Consider the following 17,087-nt stretch of genomic DNA (forward strand, 5'->3'; position numbering starts at 1 on the left):
CTTTGCGAGTTGGTTTTATATTTTAATATCTACTTATTAGAATCGCTTCCTGATAGGAGTTGCCTTCATCGTCCTTGGTGCGTACATAGTACATACCGGAGGGCAATTCGAGCACCCTTAGGTCGTAAGTCCTCAGGTTAGTACCCTGGGCAGCCCGTACGGTTTTCACCAGCTTCCCGGAAGTATCGAAGATCTGGAAGGTCTCAATACGCGTGGGTACATCAAAGGAAATACTAACCTCAACATCGGCAGGCGTTGGCGAGGCGGTCATTGGAAGCATTTTGGATACTGCCTCCCTGGCTGCGCCACTTCCCGCTACTACGGAGAAGTTTACCGTCACATCCGGAGCGGACGGGCTAATGGCATTAGCCGTAAGGGTATAATTCCCGATTGGGAATGGTTTCCCCTGAATATCCACTCCGATATCCCCGAAGAGGGAGTGCGGTGCTGGTCCTTCTGAACGATTCTCGTTTATTGGCCCGCTGAGGTTAAAGAATACACCATTTGGATTCAGACTCGCATTGTAAATAACACCCAGTGGGGTATTTCCAATGTCGTCCTTGAAGATCACCATACCGTCGGTAAGCGCAAATAACTCCGTATCCGTAGTGGCGTCTAACACTATCAGGACTGCTTCTCCCAATTCTGAAGTCACTGTGATATTCTTGGAAGCTGAAGCCGAGCAACCTGTAGTACCATCGGTATAGGAATAGGTGATGGTATAGGTTCCTGGACCCACTCCGGGATTGAACATGCCTCCGGAGACTCCGGTTCCGGAATAGACTCCTCCTGCCGGGCTTCCACCAGTGAGCATAAAGGGTGCGTCTGATTCCAGCACGGGTGCGAAATTGGCAAGCGTAACTACAGGCGCTGCAGGATTACTGATACTTGTGGTTACTGTATCGGTACATCCGTTAGCATCTGTAACGGTAACGCTATAGTTACCCGCTGCCAGTCCACTGGCCGTTGGGCTATCCAAGCCGGCATTATGACTCCAGGAATAACTGTAGGGAGTTGCACCTCCGCTGACCGAAACCATAATGCTTCCATCCGTTCCTGAGCAGGTGGTTGGATTGGTTTTGCTGGCCAGGGCTGCATCAAATCCGATACACTGTGGATCCTGATCCACTATTGAGAAATTCACAGTAATGTCAATTCCAGCCGGACTAACTGCATTGGCAATTAGGGTATAGTTACCCACAGGGAATACTTTCCCCTGGATATCCACTCCAATATCTCCAAAGAGCGAGTGCGGTGCAGGTCCTTCGGAACGCATCTCATTAATCGGGCCGGTGAGCTTAAAGTTTACTCCACCTGGATTCAGATCTGCATTGTAGATAACACCCAATGGGGTATTTCCAATGTCGGACTTATAAATCACCAAGCCGTCAGTAAGGGCGAATAACTCGGTGTCCGTGGTGGCATCCAGTACAATCAGAACTGCATTCCCCAATTCCGAAGTAACCGTAATATTCCGAGTTGCACTTCCGGAACAACCATTACCATCTGCATAAGTATAGGTTATCGGGTAAGTACCCGCTCCAATGGCCGGGTTGAAGTTACCCCCGGAGACACCCGGACCACTGTATGTTCCCCCTGCCGGACTTCCACCGCTAAGGGCGAAAGTGGCATCGGTATCCAGTACATTGGCAAAAGGAGCCAGTGTAACAGTGGGTCCTGCCGGATCGCTCAGGGTAAAGGAAACGATGTCGAGACATCCATCCTCATTGGTAACGGTAACCGTATAACTTCCAGCTTCCAGTCCTTCGGCCACAGAACCACTCAGGGAGTTATCATGACTCCAGGAGTAGGAAACTGCGCTATCCGATCCACTCACATTTATCTGCGCAAAACCTTCGTCACCGCCACATGAAGTCGGATCTCCGCTGTCCGCAAGGACAGCATCGAAATCGACACATGCAGGATTCACATCGGTGAATGTGAAGGTTACATTTCCTGGGGCGCCCGGAGTTCCGGTGCCGCCATTTCCTGTATACGCAGTTCCTGTGAGGTTATAGGTTCCAAGGGGGAATACCTGGGCATTATAATTTCCTGCGGCATCGCCATAAAGTGCATAAGGAGCAAAACTTTCTGTCTGCGACTTATTGAGCGGTCCACTGATTTGCATCACAACACTTTCTGTGGTTGGTCCTTCAACCGCGCGAATGTTAAGATTTGCTGTCGGCAGACTGTTCACATCGATCAACATACCATCGGTAATGGTGAACAGGTCTACATTGTCATCGGCATCTACCAGTATGAATTCCACAATCTCCAAGGGATCCGGAGTCGGATCGTCGACGCTGACATCGAAGGAACAAGTCATGTTGTTGCCAGCCTCATCGGTTGCCGTAATGGTAACCGTATTGGCGCCGCTGATAATAGTTCCAGGTGCCGGGCTTTGAACCAACACAGGAACTCCGCCACAATTGTCCGTAGCAGATACCTGCGGAACATAATTAGCAAGGGTAGCAAATCCGTCCTCATCCCCAACAACCGTTTGGGCTCCAAGGCATACGAGGAATTCAGGATCCACATCATCGTCAACATTGATTGTCTGCACAAAGGATGTGCTGTTACCAGCTGTATCCGTAAACGTCCAGGTACGCTCAATGGTAAATTCATTGGCCGTAGCGCCCGGAGTCAGGTCATCAGAAGGCATCTCCATCAGGGATCCATCGCAATTATCGAGTGCTGTGAGCATTGCCGCAGCCGGCACCTCACTGGCACACTTCAAATCCAGGGTCATTGCTGGTGGATTCTGAACTACCGGTGCCAGGTTGTCGATAACTGAAATATTGAAAGAACAACTGGCGGAATTTCCAGTGGCATCTGTAACGGTGAGGGTAATCAAGTCGCCATCTGCAACCAGGCTACCAGCTACCGGAGACTGCGTTACTACTGGGTTTGGATCCAGGTCGTCACCAGCGGTCACCGAACCGGTAAAGTCTGGCAATTGAGCAGTACAATTGGCATCTGCATCTAAAGCTGCTATCAATTCAGGACATTCGATGGTAGGCGTACCATTATCTGGATTAACTGTGATAACTACTGTATCGGTTGCTGTTGCTCCAAGATTGTCTGTCACGGTTAAAGTGACATTATTCACACCCTGAGCAAAAGCGAATACAGGTGAAGCGCCCGTTGCTATTTCCGTGGTGCCAATGGTCCATACATAGCTAACAATACTCCCTTCATCACTACTTGCAGAACCATCGAGCGTTACCGCTTCCGTACCATTTCCGTCGAGATCAACTACGATCTGGTCAGGACCAGCATCAGCATCGGGTTGTGCATTAATGGTTACTGAATAAACGGTTTGACTTGTATTGTCTTGAGCAGTAACTGTGTAGGGAACAGGACCAGCAGAGAAGTCTTCGGCGGTTCCTGAATTTGGAACTACGCTGGCGAATTCTGAGATAGTTACACTTGGCTCAAGAGCAGTAAGTGGGGTACCGAAAGGAAGTAATACTGTAATATCAGTTCCAACGATATCTCCGTCTACCCCGTTTACACTAAACGCGGTTATCTGGCTTGCCGTAGATGGCGTAAAGGCAATGTTCACAAATTGCGTACATGTACCTGTATTTCCATAAGCATCCATCGAAGTCCATACGATCTTCGTACTTCCGGTTGGGAATACATAATTCGCAGGCTGATCCGTCAAATTAAACGTGGTCATATCCGGTCTGGTTGCAACCCCAGTCAGGGTAGGGCTGGAATCACATTCATCCATCACAGATGGAGGAGTAATATCCACGCCCAGCGAGACTCCGGAGGGACTACTTAGATTAATGTCAGCTTCACAGGTTACCACTGGCGCGGTGACGTCATTTACGGTCACCGTAGTTGTACAGGTATCCATATTCCCTGCATTATCCATAACAGTCAAAGTAACCGTCTGGGTCCCAAGAGAGCTGCAATCGAATGTATTCGGGAAGACACTGATGGAAGCAATGCCATCGTTATCCGAAGAACCACCATCTACTGACGCGGCATCAAGGGTTGCCATGCCGTCCGGTCCAAGGTTAATGTTGATTTCATCCGTGATACACGAGGCGACCGGATTGGTATTATCAACAACTGTTACCGTTGCAACACAACTATCCGTATTTCCGCTGGTATCAGTAACAGTAAGTGTTACTTCGTTTTCTCCCAGATTTACTCCAGTGAATGTATCAATATCCAGGGACAGGCTGGCAATTCCTTCATCATCGGTAGATCCACCGTCGATTTCCGAAGGCAAGATCGTTACCGATCCATCAGCACCTAGCGCTACTTGGATATCTTGACACATCGCCATAGGATCTGTCAGATCAGGTAAATCAACAGTAAAGGTTACCAGGGCGGTTGCCTCTGCATTTGGAAATTCCTGGTGGAATTGGTCTGCAACAACTACAACTATCGTGTTAAATCCTTCAACAATTCCATTCCCAGCTCCATTTGCCGCAAGCGCTCCACTGTTCTCATCGAAAACGAATTGGGTATCGCTAATCTTGAAAGCACCTGTTAACGCAGAACTAATACGGGTATTACTATCAGGAGCTCCAACATTGGCTGGATTGATGTAAAAGTGGAAATGCTCGGCATTACCGAAGAGTACATCGGTAGGATCAACCTCTACATTTACGGTGAGGCTTGTTAATTCTTCACTCTCAACAGGCGCAATAAATGTGACCTCAGGGGCGCTTACATTTACGGTAAACGTATCTGAGCCGGTTTGTCCATTGGAGTCAGTAACCTCGGCGTTAACCTCAGTTGATCCCGGACGAACAAAAGTGATATCCTTATTAGCCCCGGTACCACCAGGAGCAATCGTTTCTTGGGTATCATCGGTAAACCAGGAAAGATTCGCTGAGATATCCCCATCGACATCGTCATTTGCTGTTCCGGAGAACGCAATCGGTACGCCTCGAGAAACATTAATATCGGTAGGTCCGGTTATTACTACAACCGGAGCTAAGTCGTCGACGATTTCCACAGTTATTTCTTCTGTAATTTCAACCCCGCAGGCATCGGTGATACTGGCCGTAATGGTGTGTACGCCAATCGAAAGGGTCGCCATTACACTTCCTCCACTACCCAGCGAACCGTCCAGGTCAGAAGTCCAAACGATATTAGCAGTGATATCACCATCTTCCTCGTCTGAGGCAGTTGCCGAGAGCGTCACTATGGTACCGTCAACACCACCTGCTGGATTGGCCAGGACATCGGCCAGGACAGGATCAGCATTATCCACGTCGATCAAAATAGATTCTGAAGCCATGGAAGGCGTTGCATCTACTACTTCCGCGGTAAAGGTATCTGAACCGGTAAAAGCTGTAAGGTTTAAGGTAGCTCCTGTTTCGACTACCTCTCCCAAGCCGTTTCTCCATACGATAATAGAGCTGAGATCGCCTTGTTCTGTATCACTGGCACTGGCCATAAGGGTGATATCCTCACCATCCCCTTCACAGTCAATTACAGGCGTCCATTCTGCAATTTCCAGGGTAGGCGCTGCATTGGGCACAAAATCGGCTGTTGGCGTAATACAAATACCGCTGAGTTTAGCGCGATCTACCTGTGCCGATAAATCAATATTCAGAATACCATCGGAAACCGTTACGGCAAACGTTTTGGTAACACCTTGTAGGGTGCCGTAGGTATCGAACAAGTCTACTCCTGTTTCTGTGGTGCCTTCGACGTCGATATCGAACAGCCGATCACCGGTTCCCAATCCAGAACCGCCTCCTGGAGCTCCTACATAGATTTCAGCCATATAGAGCTCCACGGTAAATTCACCATTCCCGGTTGGGAAAGCAAAACTGAGCGTTCCGGAAGCCGCGGAGGCATTCTTTTCGCTCTGAAACATCATTTCTTCTCCACTACCCGGCAGCGTACCGGAAATAGGATTGGTTGTATTGAAGTTGGCCTGGAAGTCAGTAACAAAAGGATCGTCGTTTCCGAAAGAACGGCCAAAAGCAGTCACATCGGCCTCGTTCCCCACATTTACACAAATAGGAGTCGAGATTACCTCCAGAATGGTCCAGTTAAAGGTCGTTGTTCCCGTGTCCATCTCATCGTCGGTAACCGTGATCGTTACCGCATACGGGCTATTGGCAGCGGCACCAACATCAATGGTCCCACTGATCGCACCCGTGGTAGGGTCAATCGAAAGACCAGGAGGAAGGGTTCCGTTATCGCTATAGGTAACGACTCCACCATCTGGATCTGTCGCTGTTACGGAAAGACCCATCGGGGTCTCGCCCTCCAAATTCTGTTGATCTTCTAACTCCGCAGTGAAGAAGGGGTCAAAAGAAGCAGTGAATTCAATCTCTTCGATGTTAGCTCCTCCATTGAAACTCAATCGAAGTACTTGAGGTCCTGCATTTGTGAAGACTACAGACCCAGTCTGATTGAAGTAATTTTGCCATCTATCAGGTGTTGGACTTTGAGGTACTGAAACATTTCCAATACTCGTGAATACCCCATTGTTTTCCTGGAAATCAACTATGGTTGTTCCCGCTGAGCCTTTGGCAGCTTTGACTCTTACATCATATGCACCTGCGGTTGGAACATTAATCCAATAGTCTACGAATTCACCACTGTCTATCCAACCAATGTTTTGGGCTGCAGTGGCCTCAATGGCTACAGTAAAGCCGGCAGTGGCATCGGGATTACCCCCGTACCACGGATCCGGGTTGAAGAAAGTCCTGGCCAGTATGACTCCTGGCAAAGGTTGCGAGACATTGATCCTGAAGCTTTCAGTCTGTGGCAGATTAACCCCATCATTGGCGGTTACTACAGCCCAGTAGGATCTACCTGATCCTACTGCCGGAGTCCACTCAAATGTATAGCTCCCTCCCCCATTGTCGTTTAAAGTTCCCACGGCTTCGAGTTCGGTGGGGGTAAAAGGATTTGTTCCTCCTTTACTGATATCAAATATTTCGATACTCGCAGCAGGATTAAAATCGTCGGTAACAACAATTGGAATACTTATTAACTCACCCTCATTGGCAAATACGTCGTCTATTGAATCAATCGCTGGCGGATCATCGCCTTCAGGCGGATCTACGGTAAGGGTAAATTGCTCAGTTACTGGTGAGCTGGTTCCATCACTAATAATAGCGTTTACGGTATAAGTACCGATATCCCCAATCAATGGGGTTCCTTCGATTTGCCCGGTAGCCGGATTATAACTTAGGCTGGCAGGCAACCCATTTAAGGTTACCGTCAGCGGATCTGATTCCGGATCACTCACATTCACCGGTGCCATTGCGGGCTCACCCACGGCAACAGTCAAATCTCCGATGTTGGTTATTGGGTGCAGGTTTGCTCCTGGACTTGCTGTCACGCAAATACCAGAAAGCTTTCCATTATCTACACTAGCAGGACCAATTTGAAGGGTGAGCGAACCGTCAGTAACTGTAACGTTGTAAGTTCTGATAATGGCGGTTTGGTTCGAATTGAGCCCATCCTTAACTGGGTCAACTAAGTCATATTCATCGAGAATTGGATTTAATTCGTCTTCCAGGAAAACGTCAAAAACACGGCCCCCAGAACTCGGATGAAATACCTCAGCAAAGTATAAATCGACTTGATAAGTTCCATTTTCTACTGGAATTTCATAGGTGAAGGCCGGATTGGTGCCCCCGGCACCGCCATAAATTTCCTTTTGAAATAGCAATTCTTCAGGAGATCCTGAAGCTGTACCTCCAATTGAACCGCTATAATTCTTAAATGCTTTACCATTGGTTCGGGAAAATTCTGAGACCGTCGGAGGTGCATTATTTAGATCCCCAATAAAATCACGCCCAAAAGCGACCAAGTCCACATTACCTGAGGCAATACAAACCTGAAACGGTGGTATCTCTTCAAAGGAAACACTAATGCTCTGAGCAGAAGTAACATTCGTAAATTCATAAGAGCCGGCAATCGCAACCGGGCTACCATTTACCAAAACCTCGGCAACCTCAAAGCCGGGGTCTGGTGTAAAGGTGAATAATTGACTGCCACCGTCCATAACCTGGACAGTACCATCCGGACTAATGGACCCGCCGGGACCTGAAGAAGCGGTTATATCAAATAATGTTACCATGACTTCTTCCACAGTTATATTTTTCATTTCTGTGGAAGTGAAGCCATCATTGTCTGTTACGGTTAGGCTTACCGTGTAAGTGTTCGGCGCAGAATAAGTGTGGGTTGGTGCCGATTCCGACATCCCACTCACCACGGGACTCCCATCGCCAAAGTCCCATTCGTAATTGTCTATTGTTCCGTCAATATCGGTCGAGGTACTTGTAAATTGAACCACTTCGTTAACCTCTGCCGGATTCGGCACTATGGTAAAGTCCGCTACCGGAGGGTTACCAATGGTAATGGTTGCTCCAGTCGCAGCGTCAAGAATGTTCGCGAACGACGACCCAATAATCTGAGTAGCTGAGAATTGGTCGAAATCAAAAAATTCCAGGTTCACTACCCCTGCCTCTGTAGCAATGAAATCTATAACCAGAAAATCCACAACTGGAGTTGAGATAAATGTATTCTGGATTCCCGCTCCATGTCTTACGTTTCCAGCGGTATTATCAAATTGCTCGGCAATAGGTCCATTAAGATCTAACGGTCCAGCTTTTGTTACACCTTGAACCTGCAATTTGGTTTCATCAAAAGAAATATTCGCATTGGCGCTATTGTAAGAGAACCCATTAGAAACAATCTGAACGGTTACAGAAAATTGCTCATTGACATCTACCGTAGCATTTGCTGGGGTGATAATGAAATCAGGTCCCGTTTGCGCCTCCAAGGTAGCGCCTCCTCCAAAAAGGAAAAGTGCGCCCAAAAGGGTCAGCAAGGTTTTTGGAATTCTTCTTGGTGGAACCTTCTTAGGGTTTCTCACATGATCTTCGACTGGAATTGTCTGAAGCTTGGTTGGTCCGGAAATCCGGGTTCGTACGTCATAGAATGCTTGACATAGGCGTACTAATACTTCCATTAGGGTTGAGGTTTGTGGGGTTTGTATGCAATTTTTTGGTTGGAACACCTAAAGCATACCCACGCATCACATCCCTGATGAAAACCAATTGTTTTTCAGAAATCCGTAGACGGAAGGCAGAAGCCAAACGGAAAAAACCGGAAGGATTCTTCGAGTAAAATTTCTCCATACGCTTTAGTGCTCATTGTGCACACAGCATACAAAGCTATGTTCGGAAGTAAGAGTGGGGCGACTTCCAAAATAATTACGGGGGAAAAAAATTGTCTTGTCATGAGTCTGACAAGGAATCCAGAGCAGGGCTCCGATATTCAAATGTTAAACTAATACTAATGGTATGAAGATTCGACAAGCTGCAACCGTTTATCGATAAAAATCCTAAATCCTCGATAAACGACACATGGGTGTTTAAAGAAATACAAGGCACCATGAAACAAGATTGAAAATCCGGCCAACGTTTAACCATTTCTTTTACATGGTCTGAAAAGCCCTTATTTTACAGATATTACGAAAGGTGGAAGAAAAGTCTTACTTCAAGATCGCTCCGCAATATACCCCACTACACCATCGTAGAATTTGAGATAATCCGGGTAGTCTATGTCGAAATCACCGGTAGGTTGCTGGGGTTCTGAAAATTTCACTTGCTTCTTGCCAAAATCGAATGCAACAAAGACAATAGGCACCTTTGCCTCAAGGGCGATATAGTAGAATCCGCTCCGCCATTTCTCAACTTTCTTGCGCGTACCTTCCGGAGCTAATGCCAGGCGGAAAACCTTACGGGAGGCAAAGATGTCTGCAACAGCCTTTACGGTATCACTGCGCTTACCGCGATCTACGGGTGCGCCTCCGGTCCATCGGAAAAACCAACCAAAAGGAGAATCAAAAAGGCTTTTCTTTCCGACGTAATTAATCTCAATACCCAGGATAGAACGCACAACCAGTCCCAGCGGGAAATCAATCCAGTGGGTGTGCGGCACCACGGCAACCACGCATTTCTTTAAGTCTGGAAAATGACCTACGAATTTCCAGCCGAATACTTTATGAAAGAGAAATGAGGAGAATTTACGCATTGCCGGATCGCTTTGGAACTATATTTTACGATATATAGCTTCCAGAGTTTCCGCATCAATTTTAGACCGCCATTCTTTGCCGAGCGCATTTTCCCAAAGCGGGGCCATGTCCATAGCAACCCGGATCATTGTATCCATCTCTCCTTCGCTGATACCGGCGCATATTCCTTTAGGGAGGCAAACCTGATGAAGCTCCATCATCCGCATGAAGTCGGCGACTCCCGCGCTATAATAGGGTTCAAGATGTTGAAACACCAGGCAATTCCCAAGCCCATGAGGTATTCCCAGTACGTGGGAAAGTCCATAACTCAACGCATGCGCGATTCCCACCTGCGAATAAGCAATACTCATCCCGCCATGCCAGGAAGCCATCATTAGTTTCTCTTGTTGTTCGGTTTCCGGTAGATCTCCGAGAAAGACTTCATGGCAAAGACTAAGTGCTTTTTCCCCATAACTCTGGCTGAACGCATTGAGGTATGTCCCGTTTAAGGACTCAATACAGTGAATATAACAGTCCATACCCGTGTAAAACCATTGGTCCTTAGGAACCCCACGGGTAAGTTCAGGATCGAGTACAACCTGATCAAATGGGGTATAATCCGAGTTAATTCCCAGTTTACGCTCCGGACCTGAGAGTACTGTGGTCCGGGAAACTTCGGCCCCCGTCCCACTTAAGGTGGGTATGCCTACATGATAGATCCCCGGCTGGCGGATCAGATCCCAGCCCTGATATTGCGCCGAGGTTCCCGGGTTGTTCAGCATGAGTGCAACGGCCTTGGCCAGATCGAGTAGTGTTCCCCCGCCGATGCCTACCACCCCCGATGGCTTGTATTCAAAATCGTTCTGGATACGATCCCTGAGGGCATCGACCTGAACTGTTTTGGGCTCTTCGTCGGCCGAAATGAAGATAATCTGATCCTCAAAAATAGCCGGAATACGTTGCATCAAGGGGCTATTCTCAAAAATGTCGTCTACCAGAAATATTACAGGAGCCTCAGCATGTTTTCTTCGGGGCATGAGGATATCACCCAGTTGATCCAGGCTACCTGCTCCATAAACCACCCTGGGGACCATCGGGAAATTCCTGTAGGTACCCCGATTCTCTGAGGATTTCAGCTGCCTTGGATTTTCTTTCAAACTCATTCTGGTCTTAAACGTAATTCAATAGTTCTGTGAGCTTCCCAAGGGTAAGGTGACCATTGGAATGCGACGCAGGGTCTACTTCTTCATGGGCCCAGGTAGTGTGAAACGGCACATGCACCGCCTTGGCCCCTATCTCTTCTAAAGGTAGAACATCCGAGCGCAGGGAATTCCCTACCATTAAAAACTCCGCAGGAGGAATTTCCAGGTGTTCCAACAGCCTCAGGTAATTCCCGGGCTTCTTGTCACTGAGCACTTCCACGTGGTGGAAATAATCGAGCAGTCCTGATTTTTCTAATTTCCGTTCCTGATCCAGCAGATCGCCTTTGGTAAGAACCAAAAGTCGGTATCTTCCATGAAGGGACCGCAGCACTTCCTCTACCCCATCGAGCAATTCCAATGGGTGCTCGATCATTTCTTTTCCAATTTCAAGTATGCGATTGAGCACCTGAGTACTCACCTTGTTGCCACTCAGCTCCAGGGCAGATTCAATCATGGAAAGCACAAAGCCCTTTATCCCGTAGCCGTAAAGCTTCAGGTTGCGCATTTCCATTTTAAACAACTCCTGATCTACCGTATTTCTCGTTTCGTAATCCTCGAGCAAACGGCCAAACTCCTCCTCCGCTTCCCGAAAATAGGTTTCGTTTACCCAGAGGGTATCATCGGCATCGAAGCCTATGGTGGTGATATTGGAATAGTCTATTGCCATGCTGCCTTTGCTCGTTCCAGGTCTTCCGGGGTATCGATTTCAATCCCGGTGACCCGGGTCTCTACCATACTAATGCGTTTCCCGTATTCCAGATAACGAATTGCCTCAATTTTTTCAGCGGCCTCAAGGGGGCCTATGGGAAGCTTTCGAAAATCCATCAATGCCGATTTTCGAAATGCATAAACTCCCTTGTGTTTAAAGTATTTAGCGACTATGTCCGAGGCTCTGGGATAAGGTATAGGTGCTCGCGAAAAATACAATGCGAACCCACGTTGATCGGTGATCACCTTTACGGTATTGGGGTTTTTGATTTCCTCCGGATCGGTAATAGGAGTCATCAAAGAGGCCAGGTCTACTTCCCCTTCAGTGTCTTTGCGAAATACATCCAGCAATTTGGATAGGCTTTCGGTTTCGGTAAATGGCTCATCGCCCTGAACATTGACCACAACATCGACCTCCAGGTCTTCTACGGCTTCCGCAATCCGATCACTTCCGGTCTCGTGTTGGCCCTTGCTCATAATAACAGATCCTCCAACACCAGTTATGGCTTTTTGAATTTCCTCATGGTCTGTAACCACAATAACCTCATCGAAAAGACCTGTGGCCAGGGTAGCCTCAAAAGTGCGCACAATTACGGGTTTCCCTCCGAGATCCTGCAGGAGTTTGCCGGGAAATCTGGAGGCCGCATAGCGGGCCGGAATCATTGCGATAGCTTTCATTTCAGGGACAAAGGTACACTTTCTGCCTATTTACGGCGGGGCCTCAATTTTCGGTAAATCCGGAACACCAGGACGAGTACCAGGATCACCATGATTATGGCAAATGCAGGGGCCAGTATCGAAGCCAGACTCAAAACGGTAGCCGTTCCGGTTTCTACCGTGGCGATGGCAGGATTTGCCAGGCCGCCTGTGGTTACGGAGGATGCCAATCGGCCGCCTGCCGATGCTCCTTTGATGGCTGTTGCGGTTCCACCTCCGGCAATAATGGCCAGGGACCAGGTAACCATCGGGTCCAATCCGGCAACGGTAGAGACCATGGCTGCCGTTCCCGCTAGCGCGGCCAGGGGTACGGCCACCGAATCCAGCAAATTATCTACCCAGGGGATAAAATAGGCGAAAAGTTCAACCAGGGAGGCCACCCCAAGGGTTATCACGGCTGCCATACTACCGATCCATTCCCAGTTCTCGTTTAAATCCCAAAGACCATTATAGGCCGCCAGGCTGAGCGCAAATAAGGGCAGGAATACCCGGAATCCTACAGAGGCGGCAAGTCCTATTCCCAGAAAAATACTGATTATGGTCTCGGAGGTCATGGTAGTGCGTTTCCCCTAATTTAAGCTATTCGTCTTCCAGAAAAAAATCGGTTTTGAATCCAATAAGGTACAGGGTCTTTCGCGCCCGGGTAACTGCGGTGTAGAGCCAGCGATAGTACTCGCGATCTGGCGGGCCCGACAGATATGGCTGCTCCACAAACACCGTTTCCCATTGCCCACCCTGGCTTTTATGACAGGTGATGGCGTAGGAGAATTTCACCTGCAGCGCATTGAAAAAGGGATTGTTTTTAACTCCCATAAACTTGCGATAGGAAGAGGTTTCGTGCTCATAGTCTTCCATGACGGCCTGGTAGAGCTTATTCCCTTCCTCATAACTCAGGGAAGCCGATTCTGAAGCTATTGTATCCAAAAGCAAAACCGTTTCAAAAGGAGCCATCCGCGGATAATCGACCATCCTGACCTTTACTTCTGCGAATCGAAAACCGTAAAGTTCCTTGATGGCAAAAATTTCCAGAACTTCCAGGATGTCCCCGTTTGCGATGAAACCAGCCTCGGAGCTACTTTTGATCCAGAAGTAATTATTCTTGACCACCATCATGTAGTCTCCCGGAGCAATCTCCTGCTCCAGAAATAACAACCGACTTCGGATATTTTCATTGTACTTGTTCGCCCGCTTGTTAGAGCGGACAATAATGGCGGTTTCCTCCTTTCCACTCTGATCAAATGCCCCGTTGATGGCATCCTGGATCTCATAACCATCGGTTAAGCGCACGATATCCGGGAAGTCGTTCAGGTGGAAGCGAAATGGTCCGGGAGGATCAGTATCGAGGGCCTCGCGGAGACTGGTTGCATTCATCAGGATCCCGGAATCCTCGGATTGACGCACCACTTCGTCGAGTTCCCATTCCACTACAGATTTTCCGTAGTTGAGTTCCAGGGTGGAAGCCTGAAGGGCAGGACTCAGGCTGAGCTTTACGGGAGGAAGCTGGGCGGTGTCCCCGATGAGGATTAACTGGCATTTAAAACCCGAATAAACGTAGGTCATCAGGTCGTCCAGTAAGGCGGTCTGCTGATCGGAACTCCCCACAGGGCTATCCGGGATCATTGAAGCCTCATCGACAATAAATACGGTATTCCGATTCCGGTTGGGCGACAGGGTGAACTTTACCCCTCCCCCCCGCTGCTTTTTGGGGAAGTAAATCTGCTTGTGGATGGTCAGCGCCTGTGTGCCCGTGTAGTTAGACATTACCTTCGCCGCCCGACCCGTTGGGGCGAGGAGTACTGCTTTCTTCTTTGTATGCCACAGGTTGGTGATGAGGGTTCCCAGCAAAGTGGTCTTCCCGGTACCCGCAAATCCCTTTAAAAGAAATACTTCATTGTTTGCCCCCTGCAGCAGAAAGGTCGAAAGCATCCGCAGGGCACGATCCTGTTTTGGAGTTGGTGTATGCGGAAATTTCCCGCACAATAACCCGTAAAAATCGCTGGAATTAAGGGGTTTCATGAAGCTTCAAAGATACTGAGCTTTTTGAGCCAAAACCTTTCGCGATTCAAAAAAAATTGTAGATTTGTGAGAACCACTATTCAAAACTAAGACTGCGAAAATGAAAACCGGACTTCAGATACTTTTATGGATTATTTGCATTGTACTCGGATACCTTATTTATCGTTCCGTTACCGGACCTATTGAATTTGCCGAGGTTAAGCAAGAGCGTTTTTCCAAGGTTATTGACAAGCTGAAGGATATCCGTAACGCCCAGGAGGCTTACAAATCCGTAAACGGCAGCTATGCCGGGAATTTTGAAAGCCTGATCCGATTTGTCGATACGGGTCAATACGTTATTACCACACAACGGGATTCCTCTTACATGGAATTCGATCAAACCTACGGAATCGATTTGCTGCGCGAAGTAAAGATTATCGATACCCTTGGTTTCGTATCTGTCAAAGACTCCCTCTTCAAAAACAGCGATCGTTATAAGAACCTGATGGACGTGCCAGGTGCCGACGGAGAAACCTTTACCATGAAAGCAGATTTCCTGGAGCAAAGTGGCTATCGCGCTCCTGTTTTCGAAGCTAAGGTCGAAAAGAAGGTATTGCTGTCTGATCAGCCGGAAGATTTGGTTGCCCGTGAAAACGCCCAGGTTAGCGTGGAAGAGGTAAACGGATCAGAAATTAAGGTGGGATCACTTTCGAAAGTAAGTACAAGCGGTAACTGGCCGCCGATCTATGACAAAAAAGAAGATCAATAAGGAGGACTCGGGAAACGAGGACAACGCTTATCATAAATTGTCCATTCAGGTTGGTCTGAATGGACTTTCTTTTTGTGTGCTCGACACTATTGCCCAGGAGTTATCCCATAGCTTTCGCGTTCGCTTCCCAAAAGAAATTAGCCCGTACGACCTGCAGAAGGAACTGCGCGATCATATGCGTGAGGAAGGGGTCCTGGAGTATTCTTATTCCGAAGTCGTTGCCATTCACAGGAATTCATTGTTTAGCCTGGTGCCCCAGGCTTTTTTCGATGAGCATCAACTGAGCCATTACCTGAAATTCAATGCCAAGATCTATCCTACGGACCACCTCGAATACGATTGGGTAGAAGGCCTTGAAGCGGCAAATGTTTACGTTCCTTTTACCAATGTAAACAACTACCTTTTTGACGAATTCGGGGAATTCGAATTCAAGCATTCAGGAACCGTGCTTTTGGAAACCCTCCAGAAGTTACCCAGCAGTGCGCAGGGTACCGTTTGCTTTGCACATCTGTCAGAGGCCCAGTTAGACCTGGCTATATTCCGGAATAAAAAACTGCATTACTTTAATAGTTTCTTCTGCCAGACTCCGGAAGACTTCATGTATTACTTGCTCTTTGCCCTCGAGCAACTCAATATTGCGACGGAGGAAGTGAAGTTGCGGCTTTTGGGGGAACCTGAAGAAGGTGACCCTATCTATGAGCTGGCCTCCTCCTATATTGACCACCTGTCCGTTTTCCTGCCTTCGGAGCAGCAATTCCCGTTGAATACCTCGGACGAATCCATCGATTTTACCTTAATCGGCTCGCTTTGATCCGTATTATTTCAGGAATACATAAAGGGAGGCGAATCGCAGCGCCGAAAAACCTGCCGGTAAGACCGACCACCGACCGCGCCAAAGAAGCCTTATTCAATATCCTTTCCAACGAATTGGACTTCTCGGCTATTCGTGTACTCGATCTTTATGCAGGCACCGGAAATATCAGCTATGAGTTCGCCAGCAGGGGTTGTTCGGATATTACTGCTGTGGACGCCCATCCTGCTTGTGTGGCTTTCATCAAGAAAACGGCTTCCGCGCTGGATATGCCTATTGTTGCCTTGCGGGCTAAGGCAGAATCCTTTCGTCAACGATCCCGGGCCCATTACGATTTAGTATTTGCCGATCCGCCTTATAATATTACTCCCGAATCCCTGGAAGAACTTGTAGCGGCAGCCGGGGAGCAATGCCTGGTAGTCATAGAACACACCAAGGAAGTAAACCTGGAACACCTTAATGGCTTCCGGGAAGTAAGGCGATACGGAGGAAGCGCATTCAGTTTTTTTGATTTATAAAAAGCAGGCCGTAAGCCGGATTCTGTAGCCCCGGGACCAAAGCCCCGGAGTGCCTGTCATTTATCTGGACTTCGAATTGCTCCGAAGTTCTATCCACCTACCCGCCAGCTTGGACGTGCAGCCCTTAAACGCTGGCCTACATGGTGTTTCACCGCATAGAGTTTACCGATTTCACTACAGCCGAACTGTACATACTTTCTGTTGCACTGGTCCTCGCCTTTCGACGGACGGGCGTTACCCGCTATACTGCACTGTGGTGTCCGGACTTTCCTCCCCGAATTACTCCGGAGCGACAGACCGGCCTGCTGGGGCAAAGATAGTCCGAATTGTTGATAAAAAGCGGCTGAGC

General features: G+C 48.2%; 10 protein-coding genes and 1 other RNA gene. 3 read left to right on the forward strand and 8 right to left on the reverse strand.

The window, feature by feature from the left end; translation table 11 throughout:
- Nucleotides 1-22: 22 nt before the first annotated feature.
- The 7 genes from BM318_RS10830 to BM318_RS10860 all read right to left on the reverse strand — a co-directional run bounded on the left by BM318_RS10830 (nucleotide 23) and on the right by BM318_RS10860 (nucleotide 14,661).
- Entirely contained in the window at nucleotides 23-8,971 is an 8,949-nt protein-coding gene (locus tag BM318_RS10830) for a malectin domain-containing carbohydrate-binding protein (RefSeq protein WP_092982623.1), read from the reverse strand.
- Nucleotides 8,972-9,501: 530 nt separating this feature from the next.
- The gene (locus BM318_RS10835; protein WP_092982624.1) at nucleotides 9,502-10,038 is read right to left on the reverse strand and encodes a 1-acyl-sn-glycerol-3-phosphate acyltransferase; all 537 of its coding nucleotides are present in this window, start codon (nucleotides 10,036-10,038) and stop codon (nucleotides 9,502-9,504) included.
- 18 nt (nucleotides 10,039-10,056) lie between these two features.
- Nucleotides 10,057-11,181 carry an iron-containing alcohol dehydrogenase family protein gene (locus tag BM318_RS10840; RefSeq protein ID WP_092982625.1) on the reverse strand — a complete coding sequence of 375 codons (1,125 nt, stop codon included), beginning with the start codon at nucleotides 11,179-11,181 and terminating at the stop codon, nucleotides 10,057-10,059.
- Nucleotides 11,182-11,188: 7 nt separating this feature from the next.
- On the reverse strand, nucleotides 11,189-11,887 hold the full coding sequence (locus BM318_RS10845; protein WP_092982626.1) for an HAD family hydrolase: 699 nt from the start codon (nucleotides 11,885-11,887) through the stop codon (nucleotides 11,189-11,191).
- Entirely contained in the window at nucleotides 11,878-12,606 is a 729-nt protein-coding gene (kdsB, locus tag BM318_RS10850; RefSeq protein WP_262501552.1) for a 3-deoxy-manno-octulosonate cytidylyltransferase, read from the reverse strand. The genes BM318_RS10845 and kdsB overlap by 10 nt, the downstream gene beginning before the upstream one ends.
- Before the next feature lie 26 nt (nucleotides 12,607-12,632).
- Nucleotides 12,633-13,199 (reverse strand): DUF4126 domain-containing protein, encoded by a 567-nt coding sequence (locus BM318_RS10855; protein ID WP_092982628.1) that lies wholly within the window; start codon nucleotides 13,197-13,199, stop codon nucleotides 12,633-12,635.
- Between the two features lie 25 nt (nucleotides 13,200-13,224).
- On the reverse strand, nucleotides 13,225-14,661 hold the full coding sequence (locus BM318_RS10860) for an ATP-dependent DNA helicase (protein ID WP_092982629.1): 1,437 nt from the start codon (nucleotides 14,659-14,661) through the stop codon (nucleotides 13,225-13,227).
- A 100-nt stretch (nucleotides 14,662-14,761) separates the two neighbouring features.
- On the opposite strand from BM318_RS10860, the gene BM318_RS10865 reads away from it, so the two are divergent.
- The 3 genes from BM318_RS10865 to BM318_RS10875 are packed head-to-tail and all read left to right on the forward strand — an operon-like array spanning nucleotide 14,762 to nucleotide 16,738.
- Nucleotides 14,762-15,409 carry a hypothetical protein gene (locus tag BM318_RS10865; RefSeq protein WP_092982630.1) on the forward strand — a complete coding sequence of 216 codons (648 nt, stop codon included), beginning with the start codon at nucleotides 14,762-14,764 and terminating at the stop codon, nucleotides 15,407-15,409.
- Nucleotides 15,387-16,220: a DUF3822 family protein gene (locus BM318_RS10870; protein ID WP_092982631.1), complete on the forward strand. Its 834-nt coding sequence runs from the start codon at nucleotides 15,387-15,389 to the stop codon at nucleotides 16,218-16,220. Before BM318_RS10865 ends, BM318_RS10870 begins: the two co-directional genes overlap by 23 nt.
- The gene (locus BM318_RS10875; protein WP_092983503.1) at nucleotides 16,220-16,738 is read left to right on the forward strand and encodes an RsmD family RNA methyltransferase; all 519 of its coding nucleotides are present in this window, start codon (nucleotides 16,220-16,222) and stop codon (nucleotides 16,736-16,738) included. The genes BM318_RS10870 and BM318_RS10875 overlap by 1 nt, the downstream gene beginning before the upstream one ends.
- Here the strand turns inward: BM318_RS10875 and rnpB are convergent.
- Nucleotides 16,735-17,047, reverse strand: an RNA gene (gene rnpB / locus BM318_RS10880) — RNase P RNA component class A. The genes BM318_RS10875 and rnpB overlap by 4 nt on opposite strands.
- Nucleotides 17,048-17,087: the final 40 nt, after the last annotated feature.

This window comes from Robiginitalea myxolifaciens, assembly GCF_900115205.1.
Lineage (GTDB): Bacteria > Bacteroidota > Bacteroidia > Flavobacteriales > Flavobacteriaceae > Robiginitalea > Robiginitalea myxolifaciens.